General features: G+C 62.7%; 15 protein-coding genes. 8 read left to right on the top strand and 7 right to left on the bottom strand.

Annotated features, from left to right (window positions below):
- Window positions 1–22: 22 nt before the first annotated feature.
- Together BT179_RS09740 and BT179_RS09735 are read left to right on the top strand one after the other, a co-directional pair.
- Entirely contained in the window at window positions 23–1,390 is a 1,368-nt protein-coding gene (locus BT179_RS09740; protein ID WP_072430779.1) for a DUF1329 domain-containing protein, read from the top strand.
- Between the two features lie 139 nt (window positions 1,391–1,529).
- Entirely contained in the window at window positions 1,530–4,082 is a 2,553-nt protein-coding gene (locus BT179_RS09735; protein WP_072430780.1) for a helix-turn-helix transcriptional regulator, read from the top strand.
- A 188-nt stretch (window positions 4,083–4,270) separates the two neighbouring features.
- Here BT179_RS09735 and BT179_RS09730 read toward each other — a convergent pair whose 3' ends face one another.
- Window positions 4,271–5,056 (bottom strand): IclR family transcriptional regulator, encoded by a 786-nt coding sequence (locus BT179_RS09730; RefSeq protein WP_072388291.1) that lies wholly within the window; start codon window positions 5,054–5,056, stop codon window positions 4,271–4,273.
- Between the two features lie 115 nt (window positions 5,057–5,171).
- Here BT179_RS09730 and hmgA point away from each other — a divergent pair, with 115 nt between their 5' ends.
- From hmgA to maiA, 3 genes are read left to right on the top strand one after another with little or no spacing between them, the layout of a single operon-like run.
- Entirely contained in the window at window positions 5,172–6,476 is a 1,305-nt protein-coding gene (hmgA, locus tag BT179_RS09725; RefSeq protein WP_072430781.1) for a homogentisate 1,2-dioxygenase, read from the top strand.
- Window positions 6,477–6,479: 3 nt separating this feature from the next.
- A complete protein-coding gene (fahA, locus tag BT179_RS09720) occupies window positions 6,480–7,784 on the top strand; it encodes a fumarylacetoacetase (RefSeq protein WP_072430782.1) in 1,305 nt (434 codons plus the stop codon).
- An 11-nt stretch (window positions 7,785–7,795) separates the two neighbouring features.
- Window positions 7,796–8,431 (top strand): maleylacetoacetate isomerase, encoded by a 636-nt coding sequence (maiA, locus tag BT179_RS09715; RefSeq protein WP_072430783.1) that lies wholly within the window; start codon window positions 7,796–7,798, stop codon window positions 8,429–8,431.
- Window positions 8,432–8,525: 94 nt separating this feature from the next.
- On the opposite strand, the gene BT179_RS09710 is transcribed toward maiA, so the two are convergent.
- Window positions 8,526–9,329, bottom strand: a complete 804-nt coding sequence (locus BT179_RS09710) for a SirB1 family protein (protein ID WP_072388285.1) — start codon at window positions 9,327–9,329, stop codon at window positions 8,526–8,528.
- A gap of 185 nt (window positions 9,330–9,514) precedes the next feature.
- On the opposite strand from BT179_RS09710, the gene BT179_RS09705 reads away from it, so the two are divergent.
- The gene (locus BT179_RS09705; protein ID WP_072388284.1) at window positions 9,515–10,534 is read left to right on the top strand and encodes a Glu/Leu/Phe/Val dehydrogenase family protein; all 1,020 of its coding nucleotides are present in this window, start codon (window positions 9,515–9,517) and stop codon (window positions 10,532–10,534) included.
- 87 nt (window positions 10,535–10,621) lie between these two features.
- Here BT179_RS09705 and BT179_RS09700 read toward each other — a convergent pair whose 3' ends face one another.
- Window positions 10,622–10,882, bottom strand: a complete 261-nt coding sequence (locus BT179_RS09700) for a YebG family protein (protein WP_072388283.1) — start codon at window positions 10,880–10,882, stop codon at window positions 10,622–10,624.
- A gap of 301 nt (window positions 10,883–11,183) precedes the next feature.
- Here BT179_RS09700 and BT179_RS09695 point away from each other — a divergent pair, with 301 nt between their 5' ends.
- Window positions 11,184–11,684, top strand: coding sequence for a phosphate-starvation-inducible protein PsiE (locus tag BT179_RS09695; RefSeq protein ID WP_072388282.1), 501 nt, complete (start codon window positions 11,184–11,186; stop codon window positions 11,682–11,684).
- Between the two features lie 39 nt (window positions 11,685–11,723).
- On the opposite strand, the gene BT179_RS09690 is transcribed toward BT179_RS09695, so the two are convergent.
- The gene (locus BT179_RS09690; protein WP_072388280.1) at window positions 11,724–12,041 is read right to left on the bottom strand and encodes a DUF3509 domain-containing protein; all 318 of its coding nucleotides are present in this window, start codon (window positions 12,039–12,041) and stop codon (window positions 11,724–11,726) included.
- 495 nt (window positions 12,042–12,536) lie between these two features.
- On the opposite strand from BT179_RS09690, the gene BT179_RS09685 reads away from it, so the two are divergent.
- Window positions 12,537–12,944, top strand: coding sequence for an HPF/RaiA family ribosome-associated protein (locus tag BT179_RS09685; protein WP_072388278.1), 408 nt, complete (start codon window positions 12,537–12,539; stop codon window positions 12,942–12,944).
- A 97-nt stretch (window positions 12,945–13,041) separates the two neighbouring features.
- On the opposite strand, the gene fecA is transcribed toward BT179_RS09685, so the two are convergent.
- The 3 genes from fecA to BT179_RS09670 all read right to left on the bottom strand — a co-directional run bounded on the left by fecA (window position 13,042) and on the right by BT179_RS09670 (window position 16,973).
- Entirely contained in the window at window positions 13,042–15,381 is a 2,340-nt protein-coding gene (gene fecA / locus BT179_RS09680; protein WP_072430784.1) for a TonB-dependent Fe(3+) dicitrate receptor FecA, read from the bottom strand.
- A 151-nt stretch (window positions 15,382–15,532) separates the two neighbouring features.
- On the bottom strand, window positions 15,533–16,480 hold the full coding sequence (locus BT179_RS09675; protein WP_072388274.1) for a FecR domain-containing protein: 948 nt from the start codon (window positions 16,478–16,480) through the stop codon (window positions 15,533–15,535).
- Between the two features lie 4 nt (window positions 16,481–16,484).
- Window positions 16,485–16,973: a sigma-70 family RNA polymerase sigma factor gene (locus BT179_RS09670; protein ID WP_072388272.1), complete on the bottom strand. Its 489-nt coding sequence runs from the start codon at window positions 16,971–16,973 to the stop codon at window positions 16,485–16,487.
- Between the last annotated feature and the right edge of the window lie 8 nt (window positions 16,974–16,981).

Here is a 16,981-nt window from a genome sequence, read left to right as displayed (position 1 = left end):
TCTGGCTGACAAGGAAAACCCAATGCGCAAGATGATTCTGCAATGCGGTGCCCTGGCCCTGAGCCTGCTGGCCGCGAACGTGATGGCGGCGGTTTCGCCGGAGGAAGCGAACAAACTGGGCACCAGCCTGACGCCGGTGGGCGCGGAAAAGGCGGGCAACGCCGATGGCTCGATTCCGGCCTGGACCGGCGGCATTCCCAAGAATGCCGGGGCGGTGGACAGCAAAGGTTTCCTGGCTGATCCGTTTGCCAGTGAAAAACCGCTGTTCACCATCACCGCCGCCACCGTGGACAAATACAAAGACAAGCTTTCCGAAGGCCAGGTCGCGATGTTCAAGCGCTACCCGGAAACCTACCGGATCCCGGTCTATCCGACCCATCGCAGTGTGTCGCTACCCCCCGAGATCTACGAGTCGATCAAGCGCAGCGCGCTCAACGTCACGGCGATCAACGATGGCAACGGCCTGTCCAATTTCACCGGTAACCGCTACTACGCGTTCCCGATTCCCAAGAACGGCGTGGAGGTGCTGTGGAACCACGTCACTCGTTACCACGGTGGCAACCTGCGGCGCATCATCACCCAGGCCACGCCGCAGACCAACGGCAGTTTCACGCCGATCCGCTTCGAAGAAGAAATTGCCGTGCCGTTCCTGATCAAGGACGCCGATCCAGAAAAGGCCAGCAACGTGCTCACCTACTTCAAGCAGGAGGTCACCGCTCCGGCGCGTCTGGCCGGCAACGTATTGCTGGTGCATGAAACCCTCGACCAGGTGAAGGAACCACGCCTGGCCTGGATCTACAACGCTGGCCAGCGGCGTGTACGCCGCGCGCCTCAGGTGGCCTACGACGGTCCGGGCACTGCCGCCGACGGGTTGCGTACCTCCGACAACTTCGACCTGTTTTCCGGCGCACCGGATCGCTACGACTGGAAGCTGGTGGGCAAGAAGGAAATGTACATCCCGTACAACAGTTACAAGCTCGACTCGCCCAACCTCAAGTACGACGACGTGATCAAGGCCGGTCACATCAACCAGGACCTGACCCGCTACGAGTTGCATCGCGTCTGGGAAGTGATCGGCACGGTCAAGCCCAACGAGCGTCATATCTATGCCAAGCGCCACATGTACATCGACGAGGACAGTTGGCAGGCCGCGCTGGTGGACCACTACGACGGTCGTGGGCAACTGTGGCGCGTGGCCGAAGGGCATGCCCAGTTCTATTACGATCACCAGAACCCGGGCTACACCCTCGAGGCACTCTACGACCTCATCGCCGGCCGCTATATCGCCCTGGGCATGAAGAACGAGGAGAAGCACAGCTACGTGTATGGTTTCGAGGCCCGTGCGGCCGACTACACCCCGGCGGCGCTGCGGTCGAGTGGGGTTCGGTAACACCCACTGCCGTCGCTACGAAAAAAGAGACCGATCGGTCTCTTTTTTTATGGGCTGCGATCAGCGCGCTGAATACTTCTCCAAAGGTGGGTGACACAGGGCTAGGGTGGAGGGAGAACAATAAAAAGGACCTGCCCGCATGACCGCCATGTCCCCGTGCCCGGACCGTCCTGGATTGCTGCCTCGCCTGTCTTCGACGCATGTGCCGCGCAGGTCCCTGAGCGAGCCCCTGCTGGCCTCGGGGGCTCGGGTGAAGTTGCTGTGCGCGCCCGCGGGCAGCGGCAAGAGCGCCTTGTTCGCCGAGTGTTTCCTGCAAGCCCCCAAAGATTGTCGAGTGCACTGGTTGCCCCTGGCAGGCAGCGTGTTGGATGCGACGCAGATGTGCGAGCGCCTGGCCCAGGCCCTGGGCCTGCCGATGATGGACGAGGCGGGGCTGCTGAATCATCTGGCCCGTCTGCAAACCCCCACCTGGCTGTTCCTGGATGATTACTGCCGGGTGTCGAACCCCGGCCTGGACCACTGGCTCGACCGTCTGCTCAATGCCAGCAGCCCGCTGCTGCATCTGTGGCTCAACGGCCGTCGGCGTCCGCATTGCAACTGGACGCGCCTGCTGCTCGACGACGAGCTGTACGAGTTCGATGCCAAGGCGCTGGTCTTCACGCCCGACGATATCCTGCCCTTGCTCGGTCATCTGACCCCGCCCCAGGCAACCCGAACCGCCCGGGAGGTGATACAGCGCAGTGGCGGCTGGTGCGCCGGCGTGCGCATCGCCTTGCTCGAACAGTGCGAATGGGCGCGCCGTCACGCCTCGCCAGGGCGGCCCGGCACCTTGCTGGACTACCTCGAGTACGAGTTGTTCAGCACGTTGACCGCGGACCTGGCCCAGGCGTGGCGCGTGCTGGCGCATCTGCCGCGCTTCAACGCCCGACTTTGCGAGCATCTGTTCGGTGACACCGTGGGGGCGGAGTGCCTGCCCTTGCTGCTGGAGCTGGGATGCTTCATCGAACCTTGGGAGCAGTCCTCGGACTGGCTGCAGATTTTCCCGCCGCTGGCTCGGCTGGTGCGTGATGAACCCTGGCCCCAGGGACGCTCCTGGCATCGACGGGCGTGCCAGTGGTTCGCCGCCGAACAGGACTGGCAAATGGCGTTCGAGCAGGCCATCCAGGCCGAGGAGTTCGAAGCGGCCATCAGTTTCCTGCGCCACCTGAGTTTCGAGCACGTCTTGCAGCGCGACAATGTACTGCTGTTGCTGGACCTGCATGACCAGCAAGGCGAGGCACTGACCCTGAGCACGCCGCAATCGGTGGGGTTGGTCACTGCCGCGCTGCTGTTCGCCGGACGCTTCGATCAGGCCTCGGCCTGCATCGAGCAACTGACCCGGTTCGCACCGCAACCCCAGGCTTGCCAGCAGCGGCAACTGGTGGCTCGCTGGCAGGTCCTGCGGGGGTGGCTGCTGCATCTGTCGGGCGACGGCGAACAGGCACGCGAGCACTTCCTCCAGGCCCAGGCCGGCCTGGATCCGCAAGCCTGGTCCTTGCAGTTGCTGTGCCTGTCGGGATTGACGCAGCAGGCATTGCTCAAGGGCGAACTGGCCTCGGCCCAGTGGACCAGCCGCCAGGCGCTGTGCCTGGCCCGGGCCCAGGGTTCGCTGGTGTTCGAAGGGTTGCTGGAGCTGGACCATGCCCAGATCCTGGAACAGCGCGGCGCGCCCCATCGAGCCGACGATCTGCTCAGGGCGGTGCAAGTATTGCTGGACAAGCCGGGCCAGGATTTTTCCGCGCTGCTGGGGCGTATCGCCCTGCGTCGTGGACGCCTGGCGTTGCGCATGGGCTTTGACGACCAGGCCGCCGAGCAATTCCAGCGGGGCCTGGACACGGCTTTGCGCTACCAGGATAAACAGGTGCTCTACGGGTTTCTCGGCAAGGCCAGCCTGGCTGTCAACCTGGGGGATTACGGCGCAGCTTTCATGCAACTGCGCGATGCCGAGCGGATCATGCAGCAACGGCACATTCCCGACACGGTCTACCGTGGCGTTTTGCTGCAAACCAGCTGCCAGTTCTGGTTGCAGCAAGGGCGTCCGGAGCTGGCCCATGAAGCCCTTACCAGGGTCCTGCGGCATTTCCATGGGCCCCAGGCCAAGCATGCGCCACCGGCGACCCTGGAGTTGATCCCCAGGCTCGAATACTTGCTGGTGCTCACCGAGGTCTACCTGCAGCGGGCGCAGGAGCCACAGGCACGGCTCAAGGCAATGATCGAGCAGGCTCAGCGCTGTGGCATGCATGGGCAGGAGACCGAGTTGCACCTGGCCCTGGCCGAAGTGGCGTGGCTGTCCGCCGACCATGCCCTGGCGCGTTCGCTCATGGAGGAGGGATTCGAACGCGTCGCCTGCTGGCGAGCGGAACACGCCCTGAGTGAATTGCGCCTGCGCCAGCCCCAGCTATTGCGCTGGGTGCAGGCGGCGGCCCCTATCGAGCCGCCTGCAACCGCGGCCGAAGAGACCTTGTTAAGCCAGCGTGAACTGGAAGTGCTGGGGTTGATCGCACAAGGGCATTCAAACCAGCAGATCGCCGAACAGTTGTTCATCTCGCTGCACACCGTGAAAACCCACGCCCGTCGGATCCACAGCAAACTTGGCGTGCAGCGACGGACTCAAGCGGTGGCGAAAGCCAAGGGCATGGGGGTCATGAGTTAGGACGGCGCGTGGCTTTCTTGCAAGCTTCCGGCGGGCCTGCCTCAGGCTCTGTTTGAAAAGTCTGAGACGAGGGTCAGGCAAGGCGAGGAACGGCCGGGGTCGCGCGCGACTTTACTGGAGTGAATGAGCATGGCGATGGGGCTCGCGCACGAGCCGGTTTCAACGCAGCCTCACCGAGTAAGGGCTTTTCAGACAGAGCCTTCGTAGCCCATCCGCCAGCTCACGGCCCGGGTGGCCGCCAACAGCCGTTGCGCCGCCGGGCCGTGTTCGTCGGCATGGAACAGCGATGTCGGGCCAACGATGGTCATGACGGCGGCCACCTGGCCGACAGCGTTGAAGACCGGGGCGGACAAGGCGTCCACGCCCGGCATCAGCAAACCGTGCACATGGTGCAGGCCGCGACTGCGAATCTGCTCGCACAGGCTGGCATAGGCGTGGTCGTCGGCCAGGGCGTGCGCCTGGCTGCTCTTCACTTCCTGCTGGCGCAACTCGATTGTCTCGCGCTCCGGCAGATAGGCGCTGAACACCAGGCCGGTGGATGAACTGAGCAACGGCAGTACCGACCCCAGTTGCGTCACCACGGTCACCGCCCGCACGGCGGGTTCGATCCGCACCACGGTTGCGCCGTGATTGCCCCATACCGCCAGGAAGCAGGTTTCATTGAGGTCGTCCCGCAGCTCTGCCAGGGGCAGGGCGGCCACCTGCAGCACATCCATGCCATTCAACGCTGCGAGGCCCACCCGCAGCGCTTCGCGGCCCAGGCCGTAATGGTTGGTCGCGGCGTTCTGCTCGGCGAAACCGCTGGCGATCAAGGCTTGCAGGTAGCGATGGACCTTGCTCGCCGGCATCTGCACGTGTTCGGCCAGGCGCGACAGGGAGGTGGACGGAGAGAGTTCGGCCAGGGCCTTGAGAATGTCGGTACCGACTTCGGCCGAGCGGACTTTCTGTTTGCCGTTACTGAGCGGGTTTTCCATGGAGGCCTGATCTGGGGGGCGAATGGGCGTCTTTATAGCTTGACGGTTGCTATCGGGCAAATTACGTTATGCGTAATTGGATTACGATAAAAATAACAGATGTTCAGGAGGCTCCATGAACCTCGATCCCACGGCATCGGACCTGGCCTATCAATCGGGCTTCGGCAACGAATTTGCCAGTGAAGCACTGCCAGGCGCGTTACCCGTCGGCCAGAATTCCCCGCAGAAAGCCCCATACGGTCTCTACGCCGAGCTATTCTCCGGCACCGCCTTCACCATGGCTCGCAGCGAAGCGCGACGCACCTGGATGTACCGCATCCGGCCGTCGGCCAATCATCCGGCCTTTACCCGCCTGGAGCGTCAGCTGGCCGGTGGGCCGCTGGGGGACATCACTCCCAATCGCCTGCGCTGGAGCCCGCTGGACATTCCTGCCGAGCCCACCGACTTCATCGACGGGCTGGTGCGCATGGCGGCCAATGCCAGCCAGGACAAACCCGCCGGCATCAGCCTTTATCACTACCGTGCCAACCGCTCCATGGAGCGGGTGTTCTTCAACGCCGACGGTGAATGGCTGGTCGTGCCGCAACTGGGACGACTGCGAATCGCCACCGAACTGGGTGTGCTGGAGCTGGCTCCGCTGGAAATCGCCGTGTTGCCTCGTGGGCTTAAATTCCGGGTCGAATTGCTCGACCCACAGGCCCGGGGCTACCTCGCCGAAAACCACGGTGCGCCGCTGCGCCTGCCGGACCTGGGCCCCATCGGCAGCAACGGCCTGGCCAACCCGCGTGATTTCCTGGCGCCGGTGGCCCATTACGAGAACCTGGCGCAACCCACCACCCTGGTACAGAAATTCCTCGGTGAGTTGTGGGCGTGCGAACTGGATCACTCGCCCCTGGATGTGGTGGCCTGGCATGGCAACAACGTGCCGTACAAATATGACCTGCGACGCTTCAACACCATCGGCACGGTCAGCTTCGATCACCCGGATCCTTCCATCTTCACCGTTTTGACGTCGCCGACCAGTGTCCACGGCCTGGCCAACCTCGACTTCGTGATCTTCCCGCCGCGTTGGATGGTGGCGGAAAAGACCTTCCGTCCGCCGTGGTTCCACCGCAACCTGATGAACGAGTTCATGGGCTTGATCCAGGGCGCCTACGATGCCAAGGCCGAAGGTTTCCTGCCGGGTGGCGCCTCGTTGCATAGCTGTATGAGCGCCCATGGCCCGGATGGCGAGACCTGCACCAAGGCGATCAATGCCACGCTCGAGCCGACGAAGATCGACAACACCATGGCCTTCATGTTCGAGACCAGCCAGGTGCTGCGCCCGAGCCGGTTCGCCCTGGACTGCCCGCAACTGCAAACCGACTACGATGCCTGCTGGGCCTCGCTGCCCGTCACGTTCGACCCGACCCGGAGATAACCCATGACTCACGTTTCCCCTGCCCGTAGCTGGGTGGCCTCCGCCAACGGCCATGCCGATTTTCCCCTGCAGAACCTGCCATTGGGAATCTTCAGCACCGGCAATGGCGGCCCGCGCAGCGGCGTCGCCATCGGCGATCATATCCTGGACCTGCAGGCCGCCCTTGAGGCGGGCCTGTTCGAGGGCGCGGCCCGCGAAGCGGTCGAGGCCATGGGCGAGGGCCAGTTGAATGCCTTCTTCGAACTGGGGCGCGGCGCCCGGGTGGCCTTGCGCGAGCGGCTGCTGGTGCTGTTGGGCGAAGACAGCCCGCAGCGCGACCAGATCCTGGCCCAGGGCGCCAGACTGCTGCCCCAGGCGGCGGATTGCCAGATGCACTTGCCGGCCAGGATCAACGATTACACCGATTTCTATGTCGGCATCGAGCATGCGCAAAATGTCGGCAAGCTGTTCCGCCCCGACAATCCCTTGCTGCCCAACTACAAGTACGTCCCCATCGGCTATCACGGTCGTGCCTCCACCATCCGCCCTTCCGGCACCGATGTGCGACGTCCCAGGGGCCAGACCCTGCCCGCCGGCCAGACCGAGCCGACCTTCGGCCCCTGTGCGCGGCTGGACTACGAACTGGAGCTGGGCATCTGGATCGGCAAGGGCAACGCCTTGGGCGAGCCTATCGCCATCGGTGACGCTGCCGAGCATATCGGCGGTTTCTGTCTGCTCAACGACTGGTCGGCGCGGGATATCCAGGCCTGGGAATACCAGCCATTGGGACCGTTCCTGTCGAAGAGTTTCCTCACCAGCGTGTCACCCTGGGTCGTGACGGCCGAAGCCCTCGAGCCGTTCCGCCGGCCACAACCGGCGCGCCCGGAAGGCGATCCGCAACCGTTGCCGTATCTGCTGGACAAGCGCGATCAGGCCGGTGGCGCCTTCGATATCGAACTGGAAGTGCTGCTGCTGACCGAAACCATGCGCGAGCAGAACCTGCCGGCCCATCGCCTGACCCTGAGCAACACCCGGTACATGTACTGGACCGTGGCGCAGATGATTGCCCACCACAGCGTCAACGGCTGCCAGTTGCAGGCCGGCGACCTGTTCGGATCGGGCACCTTGTCGGGTCCTGAAAACGGACAGTTCGGCAGCCTCCTGGAGATCACCGAGGGTGGCAAGAAGCCGGTCGAACTGGCTAGCGGCGAAGTGCGCAAATTCCTCGAGGACGGCGACGAGATCATCTTGCGGGCCCGTTGCAGCCGTGAGGGCGTCGCGTCCATCGGTTTCGGCGAGTGCCGTGGCAAGATCCTGCCGGCGCGTTGAGGAACCGGGGCATGGAACTCTACACCTACTACCGCTCCACCTCGTCGTACCGGGTGCGTATTGCCCTGGCGCTCAAGGGCCTGGATTACCAGGCCCTGCCGGTCAACCTGATCGCCCCACCGGGCGGTGAGCATCGCCAGCCGGCCTATCTTTCGATCAACCCGCAGGGGCGCGTGCCGGCGCTGCGTACCGACGAGGGCGGGCTGCTGGTGCAGTCGCCTGCCATCATCGAGTACCTGGAGGAACGTTATCCACAGGTGCCACTGCTCAATCCGGACCTGACGGTTCGTGCCCATGAACGGGGCGTCGCGGCACTGATCGGTTGCGACATCCATCCATTGCACAACGTCAGCGTGCTTAATAAGCTGCGGCAGTGGGAACACGATGAAACGCAGGTGACGGAGTGGATCGCTCACTGGATCGGCCAAGGGCTGGCGGCGGTGGAGCAGTTGATCGGCGATGAGGGCTATTGTTTCGGCCCGTTACCGGGGCTGGCGGACGTTTACCTGATACCGCAGCTGTATGCGGCCGAGCGGTTCAACGTGACCCTGGACGCGTACCCACGGATCCGCCGCGTTGCCGCGTTGGCGGCTGCCCATCCGGCCTTCCGGCAGGCGCATCCGGCGAACCAGCCGGATACACCCTGAAGGCTTGCTGTTCTGAAAACCAGGTGATTGCTGTGGCGAGGAGCAAGCTCTCTCGCCACAGGGCCATCATCCCTGCCGAATGCCGTCCACCGGTTCAATGCACAATCGAATTCGGCGGTAAATGCCCCAGCCGTTCGGTCAACCGGATCCGTTGGATCGGATCGTCGCTGAGCATCAACGCGTGTTCCAGGTCGAAGCGTTCGGCGTTGGGGCAATCGAGCCGCTGGTACAGGCTGGCGCGGGCCAGGTAGTCGGCGGCGCTGGCATTCCCCATTTCCAGTACCCGTTCGGCGTCGATCAAGGCATCGATGTATTCGTCGTTCGTCAGGTGCAATTGCCGGAGGTTGCGCGACAGGCGCTGGAGCATCTGCATCGGTTCGGCGGTGACCAGGTGCTCGGCCTTGAGCGGCATGTTTGCACCGTATTGGCGTTGCAGCAGTTCCCGACAGTCATTGGGGTAGAGCCGGCGGCCGCCGCAGGGGTCGAGCAAATGGTCGGCGCCGGGCACGCGCAACAGGAAATGGCCAGGGAAGTTGACGCCGACCATCGGAATTTCCAGGCCTCGCGCCAACTCCAGGGCAATCAAGGCCAGGGCCAGGGGTTGCCCGCGCTTGCGCGCCAGTACCTTGTCGAGCAACGCGGCGCGCGGGCGCAGCGGGGTGAAGTCATCCTGGGCAAAACCCAGGTCATTGAGGCAGCGCAGCAGGGGCTGGCCCAGCTCCGCGACAGGGAGCATCGGCAGGTTCTGGCTGACACGCCGTTGCAGGTCCTTGAAATCACTGAGCAGGGCCGGCACGTCCACGTCACGGTCATGTTCGGCGGCAATCCACAGCGCCGCTTCGAACAGGGCCGGTGGCGAGCGGTGCAGGCATTCAAAAAAAGCTTGGCGCGGTTTCATCACAGTCTCCGGGCTTTGCCTCGTTTTAGCCCCGCCATGGGGTTTCGTCCAGTCTCGGACAGTCGTCGTAATGGTTATGTCCGAAAAGACTGACAACGGCTGCGGCTTATTCCGGCGTGCTCCAGCAATTTTCGACTACACGCCTATACTGGCGAAACAAACAAAAGTGATTCGGGAGCCTTTCGATGTTTGCTCTCATGCAAAGCTCCCGCCTTGAATCGCTGCACTTGAGCGTAGACCCGACGACCGGGTTGAAGGCGGTCATTGCCATCCACTGCAGCCGTCCTGGGCCGGCCCTGGGAGGGTGTCGTTATCTGTCCTACCCCGACGACGAAAGTGCCGTGGTCGACGCGGTACGCCTGGCCCAGGGCATGAGCTACAAGGCTGCCCTGGCCGGACTTCCGGTGGGCGGCGGGGTGGCGGTGATCATGCGCCCGGCCCATGTCGAAAGCCGGGCCGCATTGTTCGAAGCCTTCGGCCGCTGCATCGAGCAACTGGATGGTCGCTACATCACCGCCATCGACAGCGGCACGTCGGTGGCCGACATGGATTGCATCGCCCAGCAGACTCGCCATGTCACCAGCACCACGGCCTCGGGAGACCCCGCACCCCATGCGGCGATGGGTGTGTTCGCCGGCATCCGCGCCACGGCCATGGCGCGCCTGGGCAGCGATAACCTGGAAAGCCTGCGGGTGGCCATCCAGGGCCTGGGCAACGTGGGATATGCCCTGGCCGAACAACTGCACGCGGCGGGCGCCGAACTGCTGGTCAGCGACATCGACCCCGGCAAGGTGCAACTGGCAATGGAGCAACTGGGTGCCCATCCTATCGCCAACGACGCGCTGCTCAGTACCCCTTGCGACATTCTCGCGCCCTGTGGCCTGGGCGGTGTACTCAACAGCCACAGCGTGGCGCAACTGCGCTGCTCGGCCGTCGCCGGCTCGGCCCACAACCAGTTGAGCAACCTGCAAGTGGCCGATCAGTTGGAAAGGCGCGGGATTCTTTATGCGCCGGACTATGTGATCAACTCCGGCGGCCTGATCTACGTCGCCCTGAAACACCACGGTGAAGAGTTGCCGACCATTACGGCTCACCTGTCGAAGATCGGCGCCCGGCTTACCGAGATCTTCGCCCATGCCCAGGCCGAAAAGCGCTCGCCGGCGCGGGTGGCGGACGAACTGGCGGAGCGCTTGCTGTACAAGTGAACCGATAAAAAAGATCGCAGCCTTCCGGCCGCACCTGCATGCATTCAATGCCATGCGGTGCGGCCGGAAGGCTGCGATCTTTTTTGTTCATTCGGCGGAAGGATTGAGCAGTTCGGACAGCGCGTCCGGCTGGCTCTTGAATGCCCTTGCAAATACTTCGCGATTCTTCGCCATGTAGATGCCGGCTTCCTCTACCTGTTGCTCGCTCAGCGATGGAACGGCTTTTTGCAACACTTCGGCCAGCAATTCGGCGAGCTCCAGCATTTTGTCATGACGGTCAGCTTCGGCTTTATCCATGAACAAGCGCTCCAGATCTCGGCTGCTGCGGTATACCACTTCGACGGCCATTCACCACCTCACATGCCTTCACATTGGTTAGTCTTTCTGACTACTGTATTTATATACAGCCAAGAGGATAAGCGAAAACCCTTTCCCTTGGATAGTGGCTTTTTAATGTAGACCGGTTTCGGTATTTGTCCTGGCGGGCTGAGCCTGGTGGCAGAGATCCCGTCTTCGCCAGCCGCGCAAAAGTGTCGAAGCACGGCCCATTGCCATCTCACCCACAGTCGCTGGCCTTTTTTCTGCATGCAGAACAACCGTCACGTCCAATCCGCATCATCCGGTCGAAACGACCTAAGGAAACCACACCGTGAAAATCAACTGGGCCGAGAACCTGCGGCAGAACGTGCATCAACTGGCCGAATCCCTGGGCAACCTGTTCGTCGAGACGTTTCATTACCTGGCGTTGTTCGCCATCGGAGCGGTGACCGCTTGGGCGGCGGTGATGGAATTTTTGCAGATGATCGAAGAGGGGCACATCAAGATCGATGACATCCTGCTGCTGTTCATCTACCTGGAATTGGGGGCGATGGTGGGGATCTATTTCAAGACCAACCACATGCCGGTACGGTTTCTGATCTACGTGGCCATTACCGCGCTGACCCGCCTGCTGATTTCCAACGTTTCCCATCACAGCCCGCCGGACCTCGGGATCATCTACCTGTGTGGCGGCATCCTGCTGCTGGCGTTCTCTATCCTGGTGGTGCGCTACGCTTCCTCGCAATTTCCTTCGGTGAAGATCGAACACCCGCACCGTAAGGTCGGTGCGGGTTCCAGCGAGCATGCCGAAGTGGAGAAAGGCGAGATCTAGGGGCTCAACGAGAAGTCGCCGCGGGCCCCTCGCGCCGTCTCAGAGGCTGGCGGCAGGGGCGCCCAGGCTTTGTGCCTGCCGCGGTGGCAGCTTGACGTTGTCACCGCCGGTCATGGCTTCGAGGATCGCCACGGCACTGTGGCCCTGCTCGATGGCGATGCCGAACTGGATGCTTTGCACCAGGCGTTTCAGGCGTTCCGGATCGTTGCGTTGCTGGGCGCTGATCATGCGCTTGGCGACGATCCGACCGGCCTTGGATAAGGTCAGCATGATGCTGCCGTCCAGTCCCTGGATGCTCAGATTGATTTGATAGTGCGGCGCAAAAGCGTCGGTAATGATCTGAAAAGGGTTGTCCATGATGCGTCACCGCCTGATTGAACGTGCAGTTGTTGACCGGCCGTGATCAGGATTAGTTCGCAATACCGGACCATCGGCCATTCCATGTTCGTATTTCATCCTATGTTGCAAGGCGTCGGCAGGTGGCCATTTGACAGTCATTCCCCTGCGGTGCCTGGTTGAGAGGTAGCAAGGGACATGCCGGAAAAACCTTCGGACAATGGTTCCAGGCGTATCGATCCACAGCGCTCTGGAACGGCGCTGCAACGGCTGCCCGTTTCGGGGCGCAATGGTCGTTGAAGGTGCAGGAAGGAGAGGGTTTGCCAGAGGAGGCGAGGCAGGGCAATTCCCGACCTTAACAGCGCTTTTGCGTGTTGTCCGCCTTTATTTGCAAATGAATATTTATCTTTCTCCAGGGGTTGAATTGTTCCTCCCACAGCCCGACTCTGTATTCAAGGGGCCGTTACGCCAACGTCGACAGGCCCCTGGCGAGCTAGCCGAAATAAGGGATGAACTATGCAAATCCAAGTCAACAGCGATAACCATATTCAAAGCAGCATCCGACTGGAGGAGTGGGTACGTACAACCATTGAAAGCACGCTCGAACGTTACGAAGAAGACCTGACTCGGGTCGAGGTCCACCTGGGGGATGAGAACGGCGACAAGCCTGGTCCCCATGACATGCGCTGCCAGATCGAAGCTCGGCCAAAGGGCCATCAGCCGATCTCCGTGACGCACAAGGCCGGTTCGCTGGATGCGGCGATCGAAGGCGCGGCCACCAAACTTGAAAATGCCCTGGAACATCTGTTCGGCAAGCTGCGCGGCAAGCGCGCCGCGGCAGTCAAGACCGAGTCCGTGGCACTGGCCGACGCGATGCTGGAGGAAGAATTCCTGGAAAACGAGCGGGCTGCCCTGAACGGCTGAGCCTGATTCAAACCCACTGACCTGCTAAACGGGCCTGCAATTGCAGGCCCGTTTCGTTTTCTGTGGTGTCATGGACAGGACGCGGGTTGCGTGCCGATCAGAATGCCACGGAGGTCTGCACATACAACGTGCGCGGTTCCCCTACGTACTTGCCCCGGTTGTTGTCGTCGAAGGAGCGGGTGAAGTACTGGGTATTGAAAATATTCTTCACCCCCACGGCGACATTCAGGTCCGACAACTGCGGGCCGAAGTCGTAGGCGGCACGGCTGCTCAAGAGCATGTAGCCGGGAATATTGCCGGTGCTGCCATCAGCGCTTTCGGCGCGGGTGTTGGCGTTGTCGGCGAACTGCGCACTCTGGTAGGTACTGTCCAGGTTGAGCTTCCATGGGCCTTCGGTGTAACCGATCCCCAGGGTGCCCTTGTGTTTCGAGGAAAACGGCACGCGGTTGCCCTTGTTCGGCCCGTCTTCGCGGATCGTGGCGTCGACGAAGGCGTAGGTGGCGTAGACATCGAAACCGGCCAGCACCGGGCTCAGGCCATCGAGGGCATAGTTGATGCTGGTTTCCACGCCCTGGTGACGGGTTTCGCCGCGGGCGATCACCGAGTCGTTGGTCTGGTTGCTTTCATACTGGTTATCGAAGTTGATCAGGAATGCGCCGATCTCTGCCTTCAGATTGCCATTGTCATAGCGTGTGCCGATCTCCCAGGTGCGGGCTTTCTCCGGCTTCACTTCGCCGCTGCTGACGCGGTTGGGCATCTGGCTGTACTGCACGCTGCCGAAGGAGCCTTCGGTGTTGGCGTACAGGTTCCAATCGTCGGTCAGGTGATAGAGCACGTTCAGCGCCGGGAGGGCGGTGTTGTAGTCGCCTTTGTACTTCACGTTCGTCAGGTTGTTGGTTTGCTGCGATTCGATCATCTCGTAGCGAATACCCGGCGTGATGGTCCACTTGCCGATGTCGATCCGGTCATCGATGAAAAACGCGTTGGCTTGCGTGCCGCCACGGGTGTCTCGGTCGTTTCGGCTGTCGGTCGTCGGCAACTCGTTGCTGGCGATAGGGGTGCGATAGCGCAACTCGTGGCCGGCTTCATTGATGTAACGGTAGCCGACCCCGACTTCGTGGCGGGTCGGGCCGAGGTCGAAGCCCTGGGCGAAGCGGGTTTCCAGGCCGCGCACCCAATATTCGCGAGGCGACAGGGAGAGGAACGAGCCTTGATCCAGGTAACCGCTGCGCAAGGTCTTGGTGAAGAATGTGCTGGCGGTGAATTCCCGGCGGTCTTGCTGGTAGCGATAGCCGAAGTTGACCAATGTTCGGCGGCCCCAGAACCGGTCGTTCGGCCGAGTGGACTGGTACGGATCGGCATCGTAGTCGGCGACATTCAGACCGCCGGGCATATTGGCTTCACCCTCGTAGTACTGGGCCATGGCGTTGAAACTGTTGGCTTCGTCCAGCTGGTAGTTGCCTTTGAGGATCAGGTCGTCGATCTGCGTGTCGCTGTGTTCGCGCCAGTCGCCACCACGGGTTCCGGAATACAGCAGCGCACCGCCCAGGCCATTGGCGGCGGTGCCGCCGGCCAACAGGTTGGAAGATGTCTTGAAGCCGTCGTGGCTGGAGGACGGGCTCGTCTCGGTCTGCAAGCCACCCTTGACCGTCGGTGCATCGGGAATGGCCCGAGTCACGAAGTTGACCACGCCGCCGACGTTCTGTGGGCCATAGCGCACCGCACCGCCACCGCGCACCACATCCACGGCGTCCATGTTTCCCATGCTGACCGGGGCGAACGACAGTTGCGGCTGGCCGTACGGGGCGAAGGGCACCGGGATACCGTCCATCAGCACCGTGGAACGTGAGGCCAGGCGTGGATTGAGGCCCCGGATGCCGAAGTTCAGCGCCATATCGTGGCTGCCAGTGCCGTTGTTCTCGGGGGCGTTGACCCCGGGAATACGATTGAGCACATCGCGGGCCTGGGTCGCGCCCTGCCGCTCGAAGGTTTCGCGACGGATGACGTCACGGGCGCCGGGATGCTCGAACACGTTGGCCTGCGCGGCATCGCCGAGCCAGTCGCCCACCACGGTGGTGGTCCCCAGGTCCAGCGCCGCGTCGCTGACCGGTTGCAGGCTGAAGGCGTTGTCGCCTTCGGGACGGGCTTGCAGGCCCGTACCTTCAAGCAACGCATCCAGGGCCTGTTCGGGGTTGTAGCTGCCTTCCAGGCCGCGGCTTTTCAACCCGCTGGTCACTTGCGAGCCGAAGGAAATCAAGACCCCCGCTTCCCGACCGAACTGATTGAGGGCCTCTTCCAGCGAGGACGGCGCGATGTGGTAGGCCTTGGGTTCGGCTGCCTGCGCCGGCGGTAACGCAACGAGGCCCAGGCTTGCTCCCAGCAGCAGTCGGCGCAGGATGCGAGTGATCGGGGTGAGACGGGTAGGCAATGGCTGCATGAAGGAGGGTCCTGAGAAGGTTGCGTCAAAGTGGCTTTACTTCTCTGTCACCCGAGGTGTCGAAAACGGCTCACCGGAACATTATTTTTTTAAACAGGGCGCAATCGGGTTTGTTCGATGGGCGATGCCCGGCTCTCGTCATGCTCATGTTTCAGCTGCGAGCTTCGACGCTGACCCAGTAGCGGGTAAACCGTCGCACGGTCACCGGCAGGCTGACTTCCAGCAGATCGAGGATGCGTTCGCTGTTGTCCAGTGGGTAGCTTCCGGAAATCAGCAGGTTGGCGACCGCTTCGTCACAGTGCAACTGGCCGCGCCGGTAGCGGCTGAGTTCGTCGAGGAAATCCGCCAGGCGCATGTGGGACGCCACCAGCATGCCCTCGGTCCAGGCACCACTGTTGGCGTCCAGTGCCGTGACCGGGCCGGGGCCGTTGACGCCCAGGCCCACTTGCCGCGAGGCCGTCAACAAGAGTGAGGCGCCATGCCGGTCATGGACTTGCATTTGCCCTTCGAACACCGCCACCTGGGTGTGGTCGGCAAACTCACGGACGTTGAACCGCGCGCCATGACTGTCCAGCAGGCCATGGGCGGTCACGATGTGCAGCGGACGAGGGTCCCGGGCGCTGGCCAACTGCAGTTCCCCTTCCAGAAGGCGGATCACGCGGCGTTGGGCGTCGAAGCGAACGTCCACGGCGCTGCCAGTGTTGAGCTGCAACTGGCTGCCGTCATCCAGGGTCAGGCGACGACGCTCGCCCACCGGGCTGCGATAGTCTGCCAGCAGCGGGGGCAGCACCTGGCGTTCGCGCAGGCCCCAGGCCAGGGCCGAACCGGCGCCCAGTATCGATAGCAGCTTGAGCGCCTGGCGCCGGGTGCTGCGCTTGGGGGCATTGAGGGCGGCGTGGGCCAAGGGGGACGACACGCTGCGCAGTCGTTGGTTGACGCGTTGTATGTGCTCCCAGGCGCGGCGATGTTCGCTGTGGGCGTCGAGCCATTGTTCCCAGGCCTGTTGCTGACGTGGGGTGAGTGGCCCCTGCTGCATTTCCAGTAACCAGTGGACCGCCTGCTCGGCGACGCGTGTGCTCACGTTGGGGGGCGTGTTCATGGGGTCACAGCGCGAAATAGCAGCGCATCGCTGCCTTGTTCAAATGGCGTTTGACCGTTGCCAGGGAGATGCCCAGTTCGCGGGCGATTTCGTTGTAGGTCAGTCCATCGACCTGGGCCAGCAAAAAGGCACGCTTGACCGCACGCGGCAGGCCGTCGAGCAACTGATCGAGTTCCAGCAGGGTTTGCAGAATGATCGCCCGATCCTCCTCCGACGGCGCCACCTGCTCGGGCAATTGAGCCACGGCCTCGAGGTAGGCGCGCTCCAGGTCCTGGCGGCGGTAATGGTTGAACAGCACGCGTTTGGCGATGGTGGTGAGAAAGGCCCGCGGTTCGAGGATCGGCTGTGGATCGCGAGCGGTCAGTACCCGAATGAACGTATCCTGTGCCAGGTCGGCGGCGCTGTCGGGGCAGCCGAGCCTGCGTCGCAGCCAGCCGTTGAGCCAGTTGTGATGGGCGGTATAAAGCACTTCGACGGTGGGGGCGGGCGGCAACGGGGACA

This window comes from Pseudomonas sp. NFACC43, assembly GCF_900119645.1.
Lineage (GTDB): Bacteria > Pseudomonadota > Gammaproteobacteria > Pseudomonadales > Pseudomonadaceae > Aquipseudomonas.
This window is presented reverse-complemented; position numbering and strand designations above follow the sequence as displayed.

Excerpts from the sequence above, each read along its gene's own strand:
- BT179_RS09690 (WP_072388280.1), bottom strand. The coding sequence starts at position 12,041 with ATGGACAACCCTTTTCAGATCATTACCGACGCTTTTGCGCCGCACTAT.
- BT179_RS09685 (WP_072388278.1), top strand. The coding sequence starts at position 12,537 with ATGCAAATCCAAGTCAACAGCGATAACCATATTCAAAGCAGCATCCGA.
- BT179_RS09675 (WP_072388274.1), bottom strand. The coding sequence starts at position 16,480 with ATGAACACGCCCCCCAACGTGAGCACACGCGTCGCCGAGCAGGCGGTC.
- BT179_RS09735 (WP_072430780.1), top strand. The coding sequence starts at position 1,530 with ATGACCGCCATGTCCCCGTGCCCGGACCGTCCTGGATTGCTGCCTCGC.
- BT179_RS09730 (WP_072388291.1), bottom strand. The coding sequence starts at position 5,056 with ATGGAAAACCCGCTCAGTAACGGCAAACAGAAAGTCCGCTCGGCCGAA.
- BT179_RS09710 (WP_072388285.1), bottom strand. The coding sequence starts at position 9,329 with ATGAAACCGCGCCAAGCTTTTTTTGAATGCCTGCACCGCTCGCCACCG.
- fahA (WP_072430782.1), top strand. The coding sequence starts at position 6,480 with ATGACTCACGTTTCCCCTGCCCGTAGCTGGGTGGCCTCCGCCAACGGC.
- BT179_RS09740 (WP_072430779.1), top strand. The coding sequence starts at position 23 with ATGCGCAAGATGATTCTGCAATGCGGTGCCCTGGCCCTGAGCCTGCTG.
- BT179_RS09700 (WP_072388283.1), bottom strand. The coding sequence starts at position 10,882 with ATGGCCGTCGAAGTGGTATACCGCAGCAGCCGAGATCTGGAGCGCTTG.
- hmgA (WP_072430781.1), top strand. The coding sequence starts at position 5,172 with ATGAACCTCGATCCCACGGCATCGGACCTGGCCTATCAATCGGGCTTC.
- BT179_RS09705 (WP_072388284.1), top strand. The coding sequence starts at position 9,515 with ATGTTTGCTCTCATGCAAAGCTCCCGCCTTGAATCGCTGCACTTGAGC.
- maiA (WP_072430783.1), top strand. The coding sequence starts at position 7,796 with ATGGAACTCTACACCTACTACCGCTCCACCTCGTCGTACCGGGTGCGT.
- fecA (WP_072430784.1), bottom strand. The coding sequence starts at position 15,381 with ATGCAGCCATTGCCTACCCGTCTCACCCCGATCACTCGCATCCTGCGC.